Annotated in this window: 15 protein-coding genes; 8 read left to right on the plus strand and 7 right to left on the minus strand. The window is 67.2% G+C overall.

Annotation, left to right across the window (positions count from 1 at the left end):
* Positions 1-71: 71 nt before the first annotated feature.
* Positions 72-1,340 (plus strand): dicarboxylate/amino acid:cation symporter, encoded by a 1,269-nt coding sequence (locus AAHM44_RS00600; RefSeq protein ID WP_184163853.1) that lies wholly within the window; start codon positions 72-74, stop codon positions 1,338-1,340.
* Entirely contained in the window at positions 1,337-2,425 is a 1,089-nt protein-coding gene (locus AAHM44_RS00605) for an AbrB family transcriptional regulator (RefSeq protein ID WP_269573158.1), read from the plus strand. Before AAHM44_RS00600 ends, AAHM44_RS00605 begins: the two co-directional genes overlap by 4 nt.
* A 55-nt stretch (positions 2,426-2,480) precedes the next feature.
* Here AAHM44_RS00605 and gorA read toward each other — a convergent pair whose 3' ends face one another.
* The 3 genes from gorA to mnmA all read right to left on the minus strand — a co-directional run bounded on the left by gorA (position 2,481) and on the right by mnmA (position 5,568).
* Complete coding sequence (gene gorA / locus AAHM44_RS00610) at positions 2,481-3,827, minus strand: glutathione-disulfide reductase (RefSeq protein WP_269573159.1); 1,347 nt, start codon at positions 3,825-3,827, stop codon at positions 2,481-2,483.
* Between the two features lie 96 nt (positions 3,828-3,923).
* Positions 3,924-4,397 (minus strand): nuclear transport factor 2 family protein, encoded by a 474-nt coding sequence (locus tag AAHM44_RS00615; protein WP_342248657.1) that lies wholly within the window; start codon positions 4,395-4,397, stop codon positions 3,924-3,926.
* Between the two features lie 61 nt (positions 4,398-4,458).
* Entirely contained in the window at positions 4,459-5,568 is a 1,110-nt protein-coding gene (gene mnmA / locus AAHM44_RS00620; protein ID WP_342248727.1) for a tRNA 2-thiouridine(34) synthase MnmA, read from the minus strand.
* 160 nt (positions 5,569-5,728) lie between these two features.
* Here mnmA and AAHM44_RS00625 point away from each other — a divergent pair, with 160 nt between their 5' ends.
* From AAHM44_RS00625 to AAHM44_RS00635, 3 genes are all read left to right on the plus strand, one after another.
* Complete coding sequence (locus AAHM44_RS00625; protein ID WP_269573162.1) at positions 5,729-5,956, plus strand: hypothetical protein; 228 nt, start codon at positions 5,729-5,731, stop codon at positions 5,954-5,956.
* Positions 5,957-6,062: 106 nt separating this feature from the next.
* Positions 6,063-6,362: a CtrA inhibitor SciP gene (gene sciP, locus AAHM44_RS00630; RefSeq protein ID WP_184163844.1), complete on the plus strand. Its 300-nt coding sequence runs from the start codon at positions 6,063-6,065 to the stop codon at positions 6,360-6,362.
* 182 nt (positions 6,363-6,544) lie between these two features.
* Entirely contained in the window at positions 6,545-6,802 is a 258-nt protein-coding gene (locus AAHM44_RS00635; protein ID WP_116840180.1) for a GlsB/YeaQ/YmgE family stress response membrane protein, read from the plus strand.
* 60 nt (positions 6,803-6,862) lie between these two features.
* On the opposite strand, the gene AAHM44_RS00640 is transcribed toward AAHM44_RS00635, so the two are convergent.
* A complete protein-coding gene (locus tag AAHM44_RS00640; RefSeq protein WP_446745934.1) occupies positions 6,863-7,588 on the minus strand; it encodes an SIMPL domain-containing protein in 726 nt (241 codons plus the stop codon).
* Between the two features lie 105 nt (positions 7,589-7,693).
* Positions 7,694-7,954 carry a GlsB/YeaQ/YmgE family stress response membrane protein gene (locus AAHM44_RS00645; protein WP_184163839.1) on the minus strand — a complete coding sequence of 87 codons (261 nt, stop codon included), beginning with the start codon at positions 7,952-7,954 and terminating at the stop codon, positions 7,694-7,696.
* Between the two features lie 246 nt (positions 7,955-8,200).
* Here AAHM44_RS00645 and AAHM44_RS00650 point away from each other — a divergent pair, with 246 nt between their 5' ends.
* From AAHM44_RS00650 to AAHM44_RS00660, 3 genes are all read left to right on the plus strand, one after another.
* Positions 8,201-9,394, plus strand: coding sequence for an efflux RND transporter periplasmic adaptor subunit (locus AAHM44_RS00650; protein WP_269576524.1), 1,194 nt, complete (start codon positions 8,201-8,203; stop codon positions 9,392-9,394).
* Positions 9,395-9,404: 10 nt separating this feature from the next.
* Positions 9,405-12,560: an efflux RND transporter permease subunit gene (locus AAHM44_RS00655; RefSeq protein ID WP_269573164.1), complete on the plus strand. Its 3,156-nt coding sequence runs from the start codon at positions 9,405-9,407 to the stop codon at positions 12,558-12,560.
* Positions 12,561-12,651: 91 nt separating this feature from the next.
* Positions 12,652-13,857 carry a DUF445 domain-containing protein gene (locus AAHM44_RS00660; RefSeq protein ID WP_269576525.1) on the plus strand — a complete coding sequence of 402 codons (1,206 nt, stop codon included), beginning with the start codon at positions 12,652-12,654 and terminating at the stop codon, positions 13,855-13,857.
* 115 nt (positions 13,858-13,972) lie between these two features.
* Here AAHM44_RS00660 and AAHM44_RS00665 read toward each other — a convergent pair whose 3' ends face one another.
* On the minus strand, positions 13,973-14,419 hold the full coding sequence (locus tag AAHM44_RS00665; protein ID WP_342248659.1) for a pyridoxamine 5'-phosphate oxidase family protein: 447 nt from the start codon (positions 14,417-14,419) through the stop codon (positions 13,973-13,975).
* 49 nt (positions 14,420-14,468) lie between these two features.
* Positions 14,469-15,140 (minus strand): HAD family hydrolase, encoded by a 672-nt coding sequence (locus tag AAHM44_RS00670; protein WP_342248660.1) that lies wholly within the window; start codon positions 15,138-15,140, stop codon positions 14,469-14,471.
* Positions 15,141-15,173 lie beyond the last annotated feature (33 nt).

The following is a 15,173-nucleotide window of genomic DNA, read 5'->3' on the forward strand; positions in this document are numbered from 1 at the left end:
TGCCGTTTTCTCGCGACCTTGCAGGCCCTCAACCGCCACCGGATTAGCGCGGAAACTCCAAAAGGGCGAGCATGTCGCAACCAACTCGTATTCTATTGTCGCTTATTGCCGGACTGGTCGTCGGCGCGCTGCTCGCCGCGTACGCGCCGTCCGGTGCGACGATCGCGGCCGACTGGGCCCAGCCGATCGGCCAGGCCTGGCTCAACGGCCTGCAGATGACGATCGTGCCGCTGGTCGTGGCGCTGCTGATCACCGGCGTCGCCGCCACCGCCGAGGCCGCCCAGGCCGGGCGGCTGGCTGCCCGCGCCATCGCGCTATACGTCATCGTGCTGGCGCTGTCGGCGACCGCCGCCGCGATCCTGACCCCGCTGTTCCTCCATTTCGCCCCGCTGCCGCACGAATCCGCCACCGCGTTGCGCGGCGCGCTGGCCGGCGCCGAGAAGATCGGCCCGGTGCCGCCGATCGGCGATTTCCTGGCGGCGATCATCCCGGCCAACATCGTCAAGGCCGCGGCCGAGAACGCGTTCCTGTCGCTGATCATCTTCTCGCTGATCTTCGCCTTCGCGATGACCCGGGTGGGCGGCGAGGCGCAGAAGCTGCTCACCGACTTCTTCAAGGCACTCCGCGACGTGATGCTGGTGGTGATCGACTGGGTGCTGTGGGTCGGACCCGTAGGCGTGTTCGCGCTGGCGCTGGTTGTCGGCGCCAAGGCCGGCACCGGCGCGTTCGGCGCGCTGATCCATTACATCCTGATCGTCGCGGGCGTCGGCCTGGCGGTTACGATCTTCGCCTATCCGGTCGCAGTGTTCGGCGGACGGGTGCGCCTGGGCGCCTATACCCGCGCCGCGCTGCCCAGCCAGGCGGTGGCGCTGAGCACCCAGAGCTCGCTGGCGACCCTGCCGGTGATGATCGAGGGCTCGGGCAAGCTCGGCGTGCCGGTGGCCGTATCGGGCGTGACGCTGCCGCTCGCCGTGGCGATTTTCCGCGCGACCGGCCCGGCGATGAACTTCGCGGTGGCCATCTATGTCGCCGAATGGTTCGGCGTGCCGCTCAGCCCCGCCACGCTGGCGGTGGGCGTGGTCGTCGCCACCCTCACTTCGCTCGGCTCGGTCAGCCTGCCCGGCACGGTCAGCTATGTCAGCGCGATCGCGCCAGTGGCGGCAACGATCGGCGCGCCGGTGAGCCCGCTCGGCCTGCTCGTCGCGGTCGAGACGCTGCCCGACATCATGCGCACCGTCGGCAACGTCACCTGGGACATCGCCGCGACGACCTGGCTGTCGCGCCGCGCCGGCAAGGTGCCGCTGGACGAGGCTGACGCGATCCTCGCCCACGACAGTTGAGCGGGCGCCAGGCGGGGGCATGGCTCGGCCTGCTCGCGGCTTCGGCAGTGGGCACGGCGATCCTGGAATGGATCGGGCTTTCGGCGGGGCTGCTGCTCGGGCCGATGCTGGCGGCGATCGCCTTTTCCGCGCGCGGCGCCCGGCTGAGCCTGCCCAGGCCGCTGTTCGTCTGTGCCCAGGCCGTGATCGGCTGCCTGATCGCCGGCACGCTCGATGTCGGCGCCTTTTCGCGGGTGATGGCAGAGTGGCCACTGTTCCTGGGGGTTACCGCGGTTACGCTCGGCGCGAGCAGCCTGCTCGGCTATCTGCTCAGCCGCTGGCAGGTGCTGCCCGGCAGCACCGCGATCTGGGGATCGATGCCGGGCGCCGCCTCGGCCATGGTGGTGATGGCCGATGCCTTCGGCGCGGACGCGCGGCTGGTGGCGTTCATGACCTATACCCGTGTGGTCTCGGTCGCGGCGGTGGCCTCGATCCTCGCGGCGGCGCTCGGCGCGCATCATGGCGGCGACTGGCTGGTGACGATGCTGGCCCCCGCACCGCTGATCCCCTCGCTGGCGACCTTGTCCGTTGCAGGGATCGGCGCGTTCGTCGGCCTGAAGCTGCGCATCCCGGCCGGCGCGCTGCTGGTGCCGATGGCGGCGGGGATCACGCTGCACGCGCTCGGCATGTTGCGGATGACCCTGCCCGAGCCGGTGCTGGCGGTAAGCTATGCGCTGGTCGGCTGGCGGATCGGCCTGGCCTTTACCCGCGAGACGCTCACGGTTGCCGGCCGGGCATTGCCGCGCGTGCTGCTCGCCACTTTCACGCTGATCGGCTTCTCCGCCGCGCTCTCGCTGCTGCTGTCCAGGCTGACCGGCATCGACCCGGTGAGCGCCTATCTGGCGGTGAGCCCGGGCGGGCTCGATTCGGTGGCGATCATCGCGACCTCGGTGCCGGTGGACCAGCCCTTCGTGATGGCGATGCAGGCGCTGCGGTTCCTCGCGGTGCTGGCGCTGGGGCCGACGCTGGCGCGGTTGGCGGCCGGGCGGTTTGCCAAGAGTACCGTCGAGGGATCGCCCGGCCGCCCCCTTCCTCCGGGGAAGTGATCGGCGGAGCCTGCCCCGCAGCCTCCGGTTCACGCCTTCGGCATGAACTTCCCGATCACTTCATCAGCACAAGCTCTTCCGACATGGTCGGGTGCAGCGCCACGGTCTGGTCGAAGGCGTCCTTGGTCAGGCCCGCCTTCACCGCCACCGCCGCCGCCTGGAGAATCTCCGGCGCGTCCGGCCCGATCATGTGGAGGCCGACGACCCGGCCGGTCGTGCCGTCGCAGATCATCTTGTAGAGAGAGCGCTCGTTGCGATCGGCGAGGACATTCTTCATCGCGCGGAAATCGCTCTGATAGACCGCGATCGAGCCGAGCTTGTTGCGCGCCTCGCTCTCGGTCATGCCGACGCCGGCCATCGGCGGGTGGCTGAACACGGCGCTCGGGATGCAGGAATAATCGACCTGGTGCGGCTTGCCGCCGAAGATCGTGTCGGCGAAGGCCTGCCCCTCGCGGATCGCGATCGGCGTGAGCTGCACCCGGTTGGTCACGTCGCCCACCGCATAGATCGAATCGACCGACGACATGTTGTCGGCATCGACCTGCACCGCGCCCTTGGCGTCGAGCTGCACGCCGACATCCTCAAGACCAAGCCCCGTCGTATTGGGCACCCGGCCGGTGGCGAAGATCACGCAATCGACTTCGATCGGCTCGTGCTTGCTGAGTGTCACCTTGAGCGCGCCGCTCTCCAGCTTCTCGATCGACTTGAACTCGCAATGGAAGCGGAAATCGATGCCCTTCATCAACGAGATCTGGAGCAGCCGGTCGCGCATCGAATGGTCATAGCCGCGCAGGATGACATCGGTGCGGTTGACCAGGGTCACATGGCTGCCGAACTCGTTGAAGATGCCGGCGAACTCGTTGGCGATATAGCCGCCGCCGGCGATCAGCACGCGCTTGGGCAGCGTGTCGAGGTGGAAGACCTCGTTCGAGGTGATGCCGAGATCGCTGCCCGGGAATTCCGGCACATGCGGATGCGCGCCGGTGGCGACGAGGATGTACTTGGCGGTGACCTTGCGCCCGCTCGCCAGCGTCACTTCGTGCGGGCCGGTGACGGTGGCGCGCTCGAGAAAGGTCTCGACCTGGTTGTTGTGCAGCGTCTGCGTGTAGAGGCCGTTGAGGCGATCGACATCGGCCAGCACATTGTCGCGCAGCACCGCCCAGTCGAAATCGCATTCGGGCACGTTCCAGCCGAAGCGGCGGGCGTCCTTCAGGTCCTCGGCGAAATGCGCGCCGTAGACGAGCAGCTTCTTGGGCACGCAGCCGCGGATCACGCAGGTGCCGCCGATGCGATATTCCTCGGCCACCGCGACCCTGGCGCCATAGGCAGCCGAGACGCGCGAGGCGCGGACGCCGCCTGAACCTGCACCGATCACGAAGAGATCATAATCGTATTCGGCCACGCGCTAATCCTTCCCGCTCAATTCGAGGCCGGGAGATAGGGCGTGGGGGCGCCGATGCCAATGCGGAGCACGGCCGCCGAAGCAGCTGAAACCAGTCTATCGCACTGCCTGGTGCGCGTAGCTGAGGATTCGCGCCACGCGCCAGCCGTCCGGCCCCTTCTTCCACAGCTGGACGAAATGCGCCTTGCCGACCAGCTTCTCCGGCCCGTCGCCCTGGCGCTCGTAGAAGACATGGTCGCCTTCCTCGATCGCGCCATAGCCGGGCACCGGATCGACCCGTAGCGTCTCGGGCAGCAGCGCGCGGCGACTGCGCCAGGCATCGGTCGCCTTCTTCGCCTCGCACCCCTTTGCATAGAGCGCGACGAAAGCGTCCCCGCTGGTCGCCACCACCCCGTCCTTGTCGTGGTACATCTCGAAATCAGGCGTGACCTGCGAGGCAAGCCGCGCCGGATCGCAGCGCTCGAAGAAGGTCTCGAACAGCGCCGCATCCGCCGCCTTCACTTCGGCGAGGAGCGCCGGATCAGACGCGGACTGCAGCAAGGTTAGCGAAAGCGCGGCGGCGAGGAACATGCGGGTCTCCGATGTGTGTTATTTGCATAATACACATCGGCACGGGTCCGGCAACCGCCTGTCAGGCGGGCACCAGCTCCGCCCGCTCGGTCTCGGCGATCCAGCCGCCACCGAGCACGCGCTCGCCGGCATAGAGCACCGCGGCCTGGCCCGGGGCGACGCCATATTCCGGCGTCTCGAACACCACGCGGCCATCCTCGAGCCGTGCGGGTACCGGCTTGGCGAGGCTGCGCACCTTGGCGGTCATCGGGCCCGCATAAGAGCCGCCCAGCCAGTTGATCCCCTCGATCCGCGCCGCGCGCACCGCCAGCGCCCGCTTGGGACCGACGATCACCTGCCTGGTGACCGGATCGAGCCGCAGCACATAATAGGGCTCGGGCGCGCCGCCGATCTCGAGCCCGCGGCGCTGGCCGACGGTGAAGTGGATCAGCCCCTTGTGGCGGCCGAGCAGCTTGCCCGATTCGTCGACGATCTCGCCCTGGGTCTCCGCCTCGGGCCGCAGCTTCTTGACCAGCGTGGCATAGTCGCCGTCGGGCACGAAGCAGATGTCCTGGCTGTCGGGCTTGCCCGCCACGGCCAGCCCGAGCTGCGCCGCGAGTTCGCGCACCTGCGGCTTGGGCATGCCGCCCAGCGGAAAGCGCAGGAAATCGAGCTGGGCCGCGGTGGTCGCGAACAGGAAATAGCTCTGGTCGCGCGCCGGGTCGTACGCACGGTGCAACTCGGCGCCTTCTGCCCCCATCACCCGCTGGACATAATGGCCGGTCGCCAGGCAATCGGCACCCAGGTCGCGGGCGAGTGCGAACAGATCGGTGAATTTCGGCCCCATGTTGCACTTCACACAGGGAATCGGCGTGCGCCCGGCGAGATATTCGTCGGCGAAATCGTCGATCACTTCGCTTTTGAAGCTCGACGCATGGTCGAAGACATAGTGCGCGATGCCGAGCTTGTCGCAGACCGCGCGGGCATCACGGATGTCGCGACCGGCACAGCACGAGCCGGCGCGGCCAACCGCTTCGCCATGATCATAGAGCTGCAGCGTCACGCCGATCGTCTCGGCGCCGGTGGCCGCGGCAAGCCCGGCCACGACCGAGGAATCGACCCCGCCCGACATGGCGACGACGATGCGGCGCGCCTTCAATGGCGCCTCGAGCTGGAAGTCTCCTGCGATCATGATCGCGCGCATTTAGGCACTCGTAGTTCCCCGCGCCACCCCGGTTGGATTCCGGTAACGCTGGTTAAGCGCTCGTTTTCACCTGCTTTACGGACCCTTCAAGACTTTTGGGTAGAAAGCCCAAATCCGAGTTCAACTTGTCGGATGGGTAGAAGAGCGCGTGGACCTGAGTTTTGCCAGACTGGAACGCGACGTGGCGATCACCGCCATGCCGACCGAACTGGCGGTACTGCTGGTCGGCGTGGCGGCGCGCCAGGCGGCGAGTCCCACGGCACGCGCGCAGGCCCGGTTGGCGCTGATCGCGCCGGTCGAGCAGCTTCTCGCACCTGCGCACGGGGCATTCCACCGCCTCGCGGCGCGCGCGCTAACCCGTCGTCAGGAAGAATGAAGAGCGAATTTACCGAGGCGTTTTAGCCGATGTTCAAAGAGCGACGAATATCGGTGGGTGTGTTCAGTTTGCGTAGCGGGGGCCCCCCGCCCCGAAAGGCGAGTAGATGATTGAGAACCAGAAGATCCGTCCCGCGAAAGTGATCGGCCCGCTCGGCGAGCCGCTTACCCTCGAGACGCTGCCGCCGGCGGATACCACCCGCTGGGTGGTCCGCCGCAAGGCCGAGGTGGTCGCCGCCGTCAATGGCGGGCTGCTCAGTGTCGACGAGGTTTGCGAGCGCTATGGCCTCACCGTCGAGGAATTCGCGGGCTGGCAGCGCGCGATCGACCGTTCGGGCATGCCGGGCCTGCGTGTCACGCGCATCCAGCATTATCGCTCGCTCTACGAGCGCCAGCAGAAATACTGATCTCTTCCCTCGAAGAGCAGGCATCGGCCCGCCCCGGCACGCCCGGGGTGGGCCTTTTTCTTTATGGTTCTCGGGAAAAGTTCCCGTTTCCGTGCAAAATATCGGAACGGAACCAACATGAGCGCCCGCTCATTTTTCCTTCGTCGCCCGGTCCGCGGGCCTAGATAACGGAGGGACTTATGGTGAGCCTTATCGTTTGGCTGGTCATCGGCGGTGTCGTCGGCTGGCTCGCCAGCATCGTGATGCGTACCGATGCCCAGCAGGGCATTTTCCTGAACGTGATTGTCGGCATCGTCGGCGCCTTTATCGGCGGCTGGCTGTTCGGCAGCGGTGACATCAACAGCGGCGTGATCAACCCGACCACGTTCCTGGTGTCGCTGGTAGGCGCGATCGTTCTGCTCGCGCTGGTCAATCTGGTCCGTCGCGGTTCGCTGCGCTAACCGGATCCAGGATTCAAAAGGGGCCGCCCCGCGAGGGACGGCCCCTTTTTCATGCGCGAATTACTTGAGCAGGAAGCGCACAGAGACGGTAACGTTCGGCTCGCGCTCGCCCGCCACGACCTCGAGCTTGTCGGCAACCATCCCGGCACTGGCCCGCATCGCCATCATCGGCACCGGCGGCATCGGCAGCGATCCGCCCTCGGAGATCGCCAGGATGCGATCGACCTTGAGCCCCGCCGCCTGGGCATAGAGCTCGGCCCGCGCCCGCGCCTTCTTGATCGCATCGGTCCGCGCCTCGTCGAGCGCGCCCTCGGGCTTGTCGACCGTCAGGTTTGGGCCCGAGATGTTGTTGGCACCCTCGCGCACCAGCGTATCGAGGATCGTGCCGCTCTTCGCGATATCGCGGAAGCGAATCGATACCTGGTTCGATGCCTGGTAGCCGGTGATCACCGGCGGCTCGTTCTGGGCATAGCGATATTGCGGGCTGAGGTTGATCGTCGCGGTCTGGATGTCGCGCTCGGCTACGCCCGACTTGCGCAGCGCGGCCAGGACCTTGGTCATCTGCGCATTGTTCTGCTGCATCGCCACCGCGGCGGTGCTCGCCTGGGTGACCACGCCCGCCTCGATCACCGCGAGATCGGGCACGCGCGTGCTGGTGCCGGTCGCGCTCACATCGAGCACGGTGCCGTCGATCAGCACCGGGCGCGCGTCGCTCTGCGCGGCAGCGGGAAGCGCCGCGACGGTGATCGCGGCAGCAGAAGCGGCAAGAGCCAGTCGAATCATCATTCACTCCAACATGATTGTCCCGCACACAGCCATGCCGCGCGCGGGACAAATGGAAGCTGAACGGAAATCGGGCACGGGCCGGCGCAGGCCCGCGTCCCGAAGAAATTACGCCCGGCGCACCATGATCAGCCGGTAGAGCGCCAGCAGCACCACCGAACCGGCGGTGGCGGCGGCATAGGCCTGCCAGGTGCTGTCGCGCACTTCGAGACCCAGCATCGGCGTCAGGTAAAAGGCCAGCAGCGCCCCCGCGATGCCCAGCAGGATCGTCACGATCACCCCGCCCGGATCCTTGCCCGGCATGATCAGCTTGCCCAGCACACCGGCCACCAGGCCGATGAGCAGCCACCCAATAATCCCGTGCGGCATGAATTCCCTCCTCGATTCGGCCCGTCTCCCCCGAGCCGCGCGGAAGGTCGCGCTAGTGCGACTTCATTGCAACTGTTTCTTGACGGAAACGGTTCTGGAAACATCCCGGATACTTGCGGAAAATGGCCGGAACGGGCATTTGCCCGGCCACGCGAAACGGCTCTTGTAGCCGGTGCCTTATTCATCTAATACAGTGCGATCAACTTGGGGGCAGCGGCCGATTTCGGCCGGATCGGAATGTCGCACATGAATTACGAGGCAGGGATGTTCGGACGACAGGAGCGGCTGGAATATAGTGGGGATGCGCCGAAGTCGCGGCGGTGGCTTTGGATTACGCTGATCGTCCTCGCGATCGTCGTCGCCGGCTTCTTCACCATGGGCAAGTTCATGAGCGGCACGCAGGACGCCGGCGCCACCAAGGCGGCCAGCAAGTCCGGCGGCAACCAGTCGCAGATGCCGACCGTCACGGTCACCACGCCCGGCCGCCAGGCCGTGCAGACCGTGATCAGCGGCACCGGCAGCCTTGCCGCCAAGCGCGAGATGCCGGTTGGCGTCGTCGGCGAAGGTGGCCTGGTCACCCGCGTCCTGGTCGAGCCGGGCACCTGGGTCGGCAAGGGGCAGGTCCTCGCCACTGTCGATCGCTCGGTCCAGGTCCAGACCGCCGATTCGCTCGCCGCGTCGGTGCGCGTCGCCGAAGCGGACGCCAAGCTCGCCCAGGCCAATCTAGACCGCGCCCAGAGCCTCGTCTCGAACGGCTTCGTGTCCAAGGCAGACATCGACCGGCTGACTGCCGCGCGCGACCAGGCCTCGGCCCGCGTCCGCGTCGCCCGCGCCCAGCTCGCGGAGACCCAGGCACGCAACCACCGCCTCGACATCCGCGCGCCGGAAGCCGGCCTGGTGCTCACCCGCCAGGTCGAGCCGGGCCAGATCGTCAGCGGCGGTTCGGGCGTGCTGTTCCGCATGGCGATGGGCGGCCAGATGGAGCTGCGCGCGCAGCTCGCCGAGGCAGACCTCCTGCGTACCCGCGTCGGCTCGACCGCGCAGATCACGCCGACCGGCAGCACCCAGGTGTTCAGCGGCACGGTGTGGCAGGTCTCGCCGGTGATCGATCCGAACACCCGCCAGGGCATTGCCCGCATCCAGCTCGCCTATAACCCGGCGCTCCGCCCGGGCGGCTTCGCCAGCGCGCAGATCATCACCGGCGCCGAGAACGCCGTGATCCTGCCCCAGTCGGCGATCCAGAGCGATGCGCAGGGCAATTATGTCTACACTCTCGACCGCGACAACAAGGCGGTCCGCACGCCCGTCGTCACCGGCGCGGTGACCGATTCGGGCGTCTCTGTGACGCAGGGCCTGACCGGCAACGAGCGCGTGGTGATGACCGCCGGCGCGTTCCTGAACCCGGGCCAGAAGGTCATCCCCCAGCTCCTGAAGAAGTGAGATCCAAGCGATGAGCTTCCGGAACATCTCGGCCTGGTCGATCCGGAATCCGATTCCGCCGATCGTCCTGTTCCTGTTCCTCACGGTTGCGGGCCTGATGAGCTTCAACCGGATGGACGTTAACAACAATCCGGACATCGATTTCCCGATCGTCTGGATTGCGATCAGCCAGCCGGGCGCCGCGCCCAGCGAACTCGAGACGCAGATCACCCAGCAGGTGGAAAGCGCCGTTCGCAGCCTGCAGGGCATCGACGAGATCAACTCGACGGTGACCGAGGGCCAGTCGCAGACCGTCGTCCAGCTCGCGATCGGCACCCCGATCGATCGCGCGGTGGAGGACGTGCGCAGCGCGGTCCAGCAGATCCGCGGCAACCTGCCCGACGGCATCCTCGAGCCGCAGATCGGCCGTGTCGATTCGGCGAGCGACAACGACATCGCCAGCTTCACCGCGATCGCGCCCGACATGACCGTCGAGCAGCTGAGCTGGTATATCGACAACACGGTGGCGAAGAGCCTGCTCTCGATCACCGGCATGTCGGCGGTGAACCGCAATGGCGGCGTCAACCGCGAGATTCGCGTCCAGATCGATCCGGCCAGGCTTCAGTCCTATGGGCTCACCGCCAGCCAGGTGAACCAGCAGCTGCGCGCGGTGAACATGAACGCCGCCGGCGGCCGCGCCGAGATCTCGGGCTATGAACAGTCGGTCCGCGTGCTCGGCAACGCCAAGAACGCCTATGCGCTCGGCCAGACCCAGATCTCGACCGGCAATGGCCGCACCGTGCGCCTCGCCGACATCGCGACGGTGACCGACAGCTATGCCGAACTGCGCAGCGCCGCGCGCTTCAACGGCCATGCGGTGATCTCGTTCGACATCCAGCGCGCCAAGGGCGCGTCGGACGTCGCGATCTTCCACGAGGCGGAGAAGAAGCTCCAGCAGCTCGAGAAGAACAACGCCAAGGTCCATTTCGAGCTGCTGTCGAACTGGTCCAAATATGCCGAGCAGCAATATCACTCGGCAATGGAAGCGATGATCGAGGGCGCCGTGCTCGCGGTCATCGTGGTGCTGCTGTTCCTGCGCGACTGGCGCGCGACGTTCATCTCGGCACTGGCGATCCCGCTCTCGGCGATCCCCAGCTTCTGGTTCATGGACATGCTGGGCTTCACGCTCAACCAGATGACGCTGCTCGCGCTCAGCCTGGTCGCCGGCGTGCTGGTCGATGACGCGATCGTGGAGATCGAGAACATCGTCCGCCACATGCGCATGGGCAAATCGGCCTATCAGGCGGCGATCGACGCGGCCGACGAGATCGGCATCGCGGTGCTCGCCACCACCATGTCGATCGTCGCGGTGTTCCTGCCGGTCGGCCTGATGCCGGGCGTGTCGGGCCAGTTCTTCAAGAACTTCGGCCTCACCGTCGTCGCCTCGGTGCTGATGAGCCTTGCGGTGGCACGTCTCGTCACTCCGATGATCGCGGCCTATTTCCTCAAGGCGCACGGCCATGCCTCGCACGGCGAAGGCCGGATCATGGACGGCTATGTGAAGCTGCTGCGCTGGACGCTGCACCATCGCTGGTCGGCGATCGCCGGCTTTGTCGGTTCGCTGGCGCTCACCGTGGTGTTCTTCGCGATGCTGCCGATGACCTTCCAGCCGACCCAGGACGAGGACCAGGTCACCGCCAATGTCGAGATGGTGCCGGGCACCACGCTCGAACAGACCGACGCCGTGGTGCGCCGCGTGGCGGCGCGCCTGCGCCAGGAGCCCGACGTCCAGAACGTCTATGAGCGTGCGTTCGTCGGCAGCGGCCGCGTGACCGCGATGCTCAAGGACGATCGCAAGGAGACCAGCGACGAGTTCACCCGGCGGATCACGCCGGACCTGCTCGCCATCCCCGATGCCCGTGTCGGCTTCCGCGCACAGGGCGGCTGGGGCTCGAGCGGCCGCGCGCTGACCGTGACGCTGGGCGGCGAGGATCCCGAGCTGCTCACCAAGACCGCGCTCACCCTGGTCGACCAGATGCAGAAGATGCCCGAAGTGGTGGCTCCGCGCATCGCCGGCGACCTCAACCGCCCCGAGATCGTGATCAAGCCGCGCCTCGACCTGGCGGCGAACCTGGGCGTGACCACGGCCGCGCTGTCGAACGCGATCCGCATCGCGACGCTGGGCGACATCGATCAGAACAGCGCGAAGTTCTCGCTGTCCGATCGCCAGATCCCGATCCGCGTGGCGCTGCAGGAAGATGCGCGCGCCAAGCTGTCGACGATCCAGAACCTGCCGGTGCAGACCCAGACCGGCGGCTCGGTGCCGCTCGACGTCGTCGCCGATATCGGATTCGGCACGGGCCCGACCAAGATCGAGCGCCTGAACCTCCAGCGCCGCGTCGTCATCGGGGCAGACCTGGCGACCGATCCGAAGACCGGCAAGGCGATCGTCTCGGGCCTGGCGCTGCAGAAGATCCACCAGCTGCCGATCATGAAGAACCTGCCGATCGGCGTGGCGGAAATGACCGTCGGCAACGCCAAGTGGCAGGCGGAGATGCTCAACAACTTCTTCATCGCGCTGGCGACGGGCATCTTCCTCGTCTTCGCGGTGCTGGTGCTGCTGTATCGCCGCTTCATGTCGCCGCTGGTGAACATGGGTTCGCTGCTCAACGCGCCGCTGGGCGGGCTGATCGCGCTGTGGATCGCCGGCCAGCCGCTGTCGCTCCCGGTGTTCATCGGCATGCTGATGCTGTTCGGCATCGTCGCGAAGAACTCGATCCTGCTGGTCGACTTCGCGCTGGAGGAGATGGCCAAGGGCGTCGACAAGTTCACCGCGATCGTCGATGCCGGGCACAAGCGCGCCCAGCCGATCGTGATGACCACGGTGGCGATGGTCGCCGGCATGGTGCCGACGGCGCTGTCGCTCAACGGCGACGGATCGTGGCGCGCGCCGATGGGCATGACCGTGATCGGCGGCCTGATCCTGTCGACGGTGCTCACCCTGGTGATGGTCCCCGCATTGTTCAGCCTCGCGGTCGGCCTCGAGCACTGGCTCGGACCGAAGCTGTCGCGCCGCCTGCTCACCTTCCGGCCGGGCGATGACGGCAGCCGCGTGATCGGCCATGGCCATGGCGGCGGCACGATCGAGCACAAGCCCGGGGACGATGCACCGCAACCGGCGGAGTGAACTTGATCGCGTCTGATGTATTGGGGAGCGTGTGACGAAGTTGCGCGCTCCCCTTTCTTCATCCGAGGCCGTGCCGGCGCCGCTGCGCCGGATGCGACTGGTCGCCACCGGGCTGCTCGTGGCGATGGCCGCGATCTTCCTGCTCGCCCGCGCCTTCGACCATCTGCACCCGGCACTGGGCTATGTGCGCGCCTTTGCCGAGGCGGCGATGGTCGGCGGCCTCGCCGACTGGTTCGCGGTGACGGCACTGTTCCGCCACCCGCTCCACCTTCCCATCCCCCACACCGCGATCATCCCGCGCAACAAGGACCGGATCGCCTCCACCCTCGCCCAGTTCCTGCGCGACAATTTCCTGACCCCCAAGGTCGTCGCCCGGCGCATGCAGCGCCTCGACATCGCCGCCGCCGCCGGCCGCTGGCTCGCCAATCCGGTGCATGGCGACGGCCGCATCGGCCGCGGCGCCAGCCGGCTCGCCGCCGACTTCCTCGAATCGCTCGACCAGGAGCGCCTCGGCGGCATGGCCAAGGGCGCGATCGCCGCGCGGCTGCGCGCGATCGACATCGCCCCGCTGCTCGGCCAGGCGCTCGGCGCCGCGATCGCCAAGGACCGCCACTTGCCCCTGCTCGACGGCATGACCCGCTGGGCCGCCCGCGCGCTCGACGCCAACGAGCACCTGATCCGCGAGATGGTCCATAGCCGCGCCGGCAGCATCATGCGCTGGACCGGGCTCGACGAGACGCTGGCCAACAAGATCATCGAGGGGCTGGAGAAGCTGCTCGTCGAAATGAACGAGGACCCCGGCCACCCCCTGCGCCTCAAGGCCGAGGAAGGGCTCGAGCGGCTCGCATACGACCTCCAGCACAAGCCCGAACTGCGCGAGCGCGTCGAAGCCTTCAAGCTCGAGATGCTCGAGAACCAGGCCTTCCAGCGCTGGATCGACGGGCTATGGGAAACCAGCCGCACCGCGCTGCTCCGCCTGGCGCGCGACCCCGGCAAGGCGCTGGGCGGCAAGATGGGCGAGACGCTGCGCCAGTTCGGCGTCACCCTGCAGGAGGACCGCAAGCTCGCCGACACGATCAACCGCTTCGCGCGCCGCAGCGCCGTGGGGGCCGCGACCGATTATGGCGATGGCATCGTCCGGCTGGTCTCGGACACGATCAAGGGCTGGGACGCGCAGACCATTACCGGCCGGCTGGAGAATGCCGTGGGCCGCGACCTGCAATATATCCGCATCAACGGCACGCTGGTCGGCGGCCTGGTCGGCGTGCTGATCCACACGGTGGATACGCTGCTGTAGCTGCGCCCTTCGTCACCCCGGCCTTGGGCTGTCATCCCGCTGCCTTGCCCCGCAGAAGAAGAAGCGGGATCCCGGCTCAACGCCGGGATGACGGACGCATTGGGGCCATCCTGCCTCAGACAGCAACGCCTTCCAGCACGATCTCGCCCTGGTCCTCGCCGTCCCAGTAATGCGCCCGGACGCCGTGCACCTTGATCAGCACCAGTCCCGGCGTATCGACACCTTCCTTGAACCAGAGCGAAAGCCCCTTGGTCCAATGGTCCTCGAACGCCGCCTTGTCGTGGATCAACTCTGCGACGCCCTCGACATGGACGAACACCGGCTTCATGCCGAGCAGCCCGGCCTTGCCGTGAAAGGCGAGGCCCACCTGCGCATTCGCCCTCAGGTCCGCGATCAGCCGCGTGTCCTCGCAGGCGAAGAACCAGTTGTCGCCGTCATAGTCGACGTCGCGATTGTTGCTCATCGGGCGGGCTGCGATGGTGCCGCCTTCGCTATGCGTCGAGAGCATCGCGAAATCGACGTCCTTCATCATTTCCGCCAGTTGTTCCAGCGTCTTGGCCATGATCCTCTCCGCATCTTGTGTGCGGAGGGAAGAACGAACGCCGTGGCTATTATCTCCAGTCGAGGATCGGCCAGCCCTTATCCGCGGCGAGCCTGCGCAGCGGGCCATGCGCGTTGACCGCATAGCCCTCGTCCGCCCAGTCGAGCATCGGCGCGTCGGAGACATGGTCCGAATAGGCGCGGACATGGGCGCTGCCGCGCGGAATCGCCTGCCCCGCCATCCAGCTCTCGATTCTATGGAGCTTTACGGGCCCGTAACAGTTATCGCCTTCAATCAGGGAGAGAATTCGGCCTTGCCCATCGCGCTTAGCCTCGGTTGCGATCACGTCCTCGATGCCCAGGCGCCGGGCAATCGCCGCGGCATAATAGCCGTGCGAGGCGGTCGCCATGACGATCCGGTAGCCCTCGGCCCGGTCCGCCGCGATCCGTTCGCGCGCGCCGTGGAGCACGCCGTGGGTCACTTCATGCTCGGCAAACGCTTCCGCGACCTTCGCCATCTCCTCCGGCGTGACCGCGCCGCCGAGCAGCAGCCGCTGCGAGAATTGCTTGAGGCCCGCGCGATCGACCTGCTTGAGCAGATAGCCGATCCCGGCCACGGCCACCGCCGGGAACAGCGCCAGCCGCCACGGCGCCCGCGCCTTTGCCGCCGCCACCAGGAAGCGCGTCCAGGTCGGCGCGGCGGTGATGGTCTTGTCCATGTCGTAGATTGCGAGACAGTGCATTGATGCATCTACGAGCGGAGGCGCTTGCCGATC

The sequence above is a fragment of the Sphingomonas sp. OTU376 genome (assembly GCF_038440415.1).
Lineage (GTDB): Bacteria > Pseudomonadota > Alphaproteobacteria > Sphingomonadales > Sphingomonadaceae > Sphingomonas > Sphingomonas kyeonggiensis_A.

Excerpts from the sequence above, each read along its gene's own strand:
- mnmA (WP_342248727.1), bottom strand. The coding sequence starts at position 5,568 with ATGATCGCAGGAGACTTCCAGCTCGAGGCGCCATTGAAGGCGCGCCGC.
- AAHM44_RS00615 (WP_342248657.1), bottom strand. The coding sequence starts at position 4,397 with ATGTTCCTCGCCGCCGCGCTTTCGCTAACCTTGCTGCAGTCCGCGTCT.
- AAHM44_RS00645 (WP_184163839.1), bottom strand. The coding sequence starts at position 7,954 with ATGCCGCACGGGATTATTGGGTGGCTGCTCATCGGCCTGGTGGCCGGT.
- AAHM44_RS00640 (WP_446745934.1), bottom strand. The coding sequence starts at position 7,588 with ATGATGATTCGACTGGCTCTTGCCGCTTCTGCTGCCGCGATCACCGTC.
- AAHM44_RS00670 (WP_342248660.1), bottom strand. The coding sequence starts at position 15,140 with ATGCACTGTCTCGCAATCTACGACATGGACAAGACCATCACCGCCGCG.
- sciP (WP_184163844.1), top strand. The coding sequence starts at position 6,063 with ATGATTGAGAACCAGAAGATCCGTCCCGCGAAAGTGATCGGCCCGCTC.
- AAHM44_RS00660 (WP_269576525.1), top strand. The coding sequence starts at position 12,652 with ATGCGACTGGTCGCCACCGGGCTGCTCGTGGCGATGGCCGCGATCTTC.
- AAHM44_RS00665 (WP_342248659.1), bottom strand. The coding sequence starts at position 14,419 with ATGGCCAAGACGCTGGAACAACTGGCGGAAATGATGAAGGACGTCGAT.
- AAHM44_RS00600 (WP_184163853.1), top strand. The coding sequence starts at position 72 with ATGTCGCAACCAACTCGTATTCTATTGTCGCTTATTGCCGGACTGGTC.
- AAHM44_RS00650 (WP_269576524.1), top strand. The coding sequence starts at position 8,201 with ATGAATTACGAGGCAGGGATGTTCGGACGACAGGAGCGGCTGGAATAT.
- AAHM44_RS00655 (WP_269573164.1), top strand. The coding sequence starts at position 9,405 with ATGAGCTTCCGGAACATCTCGGCCTGGTCGATCCGGAATCCGATTCCG.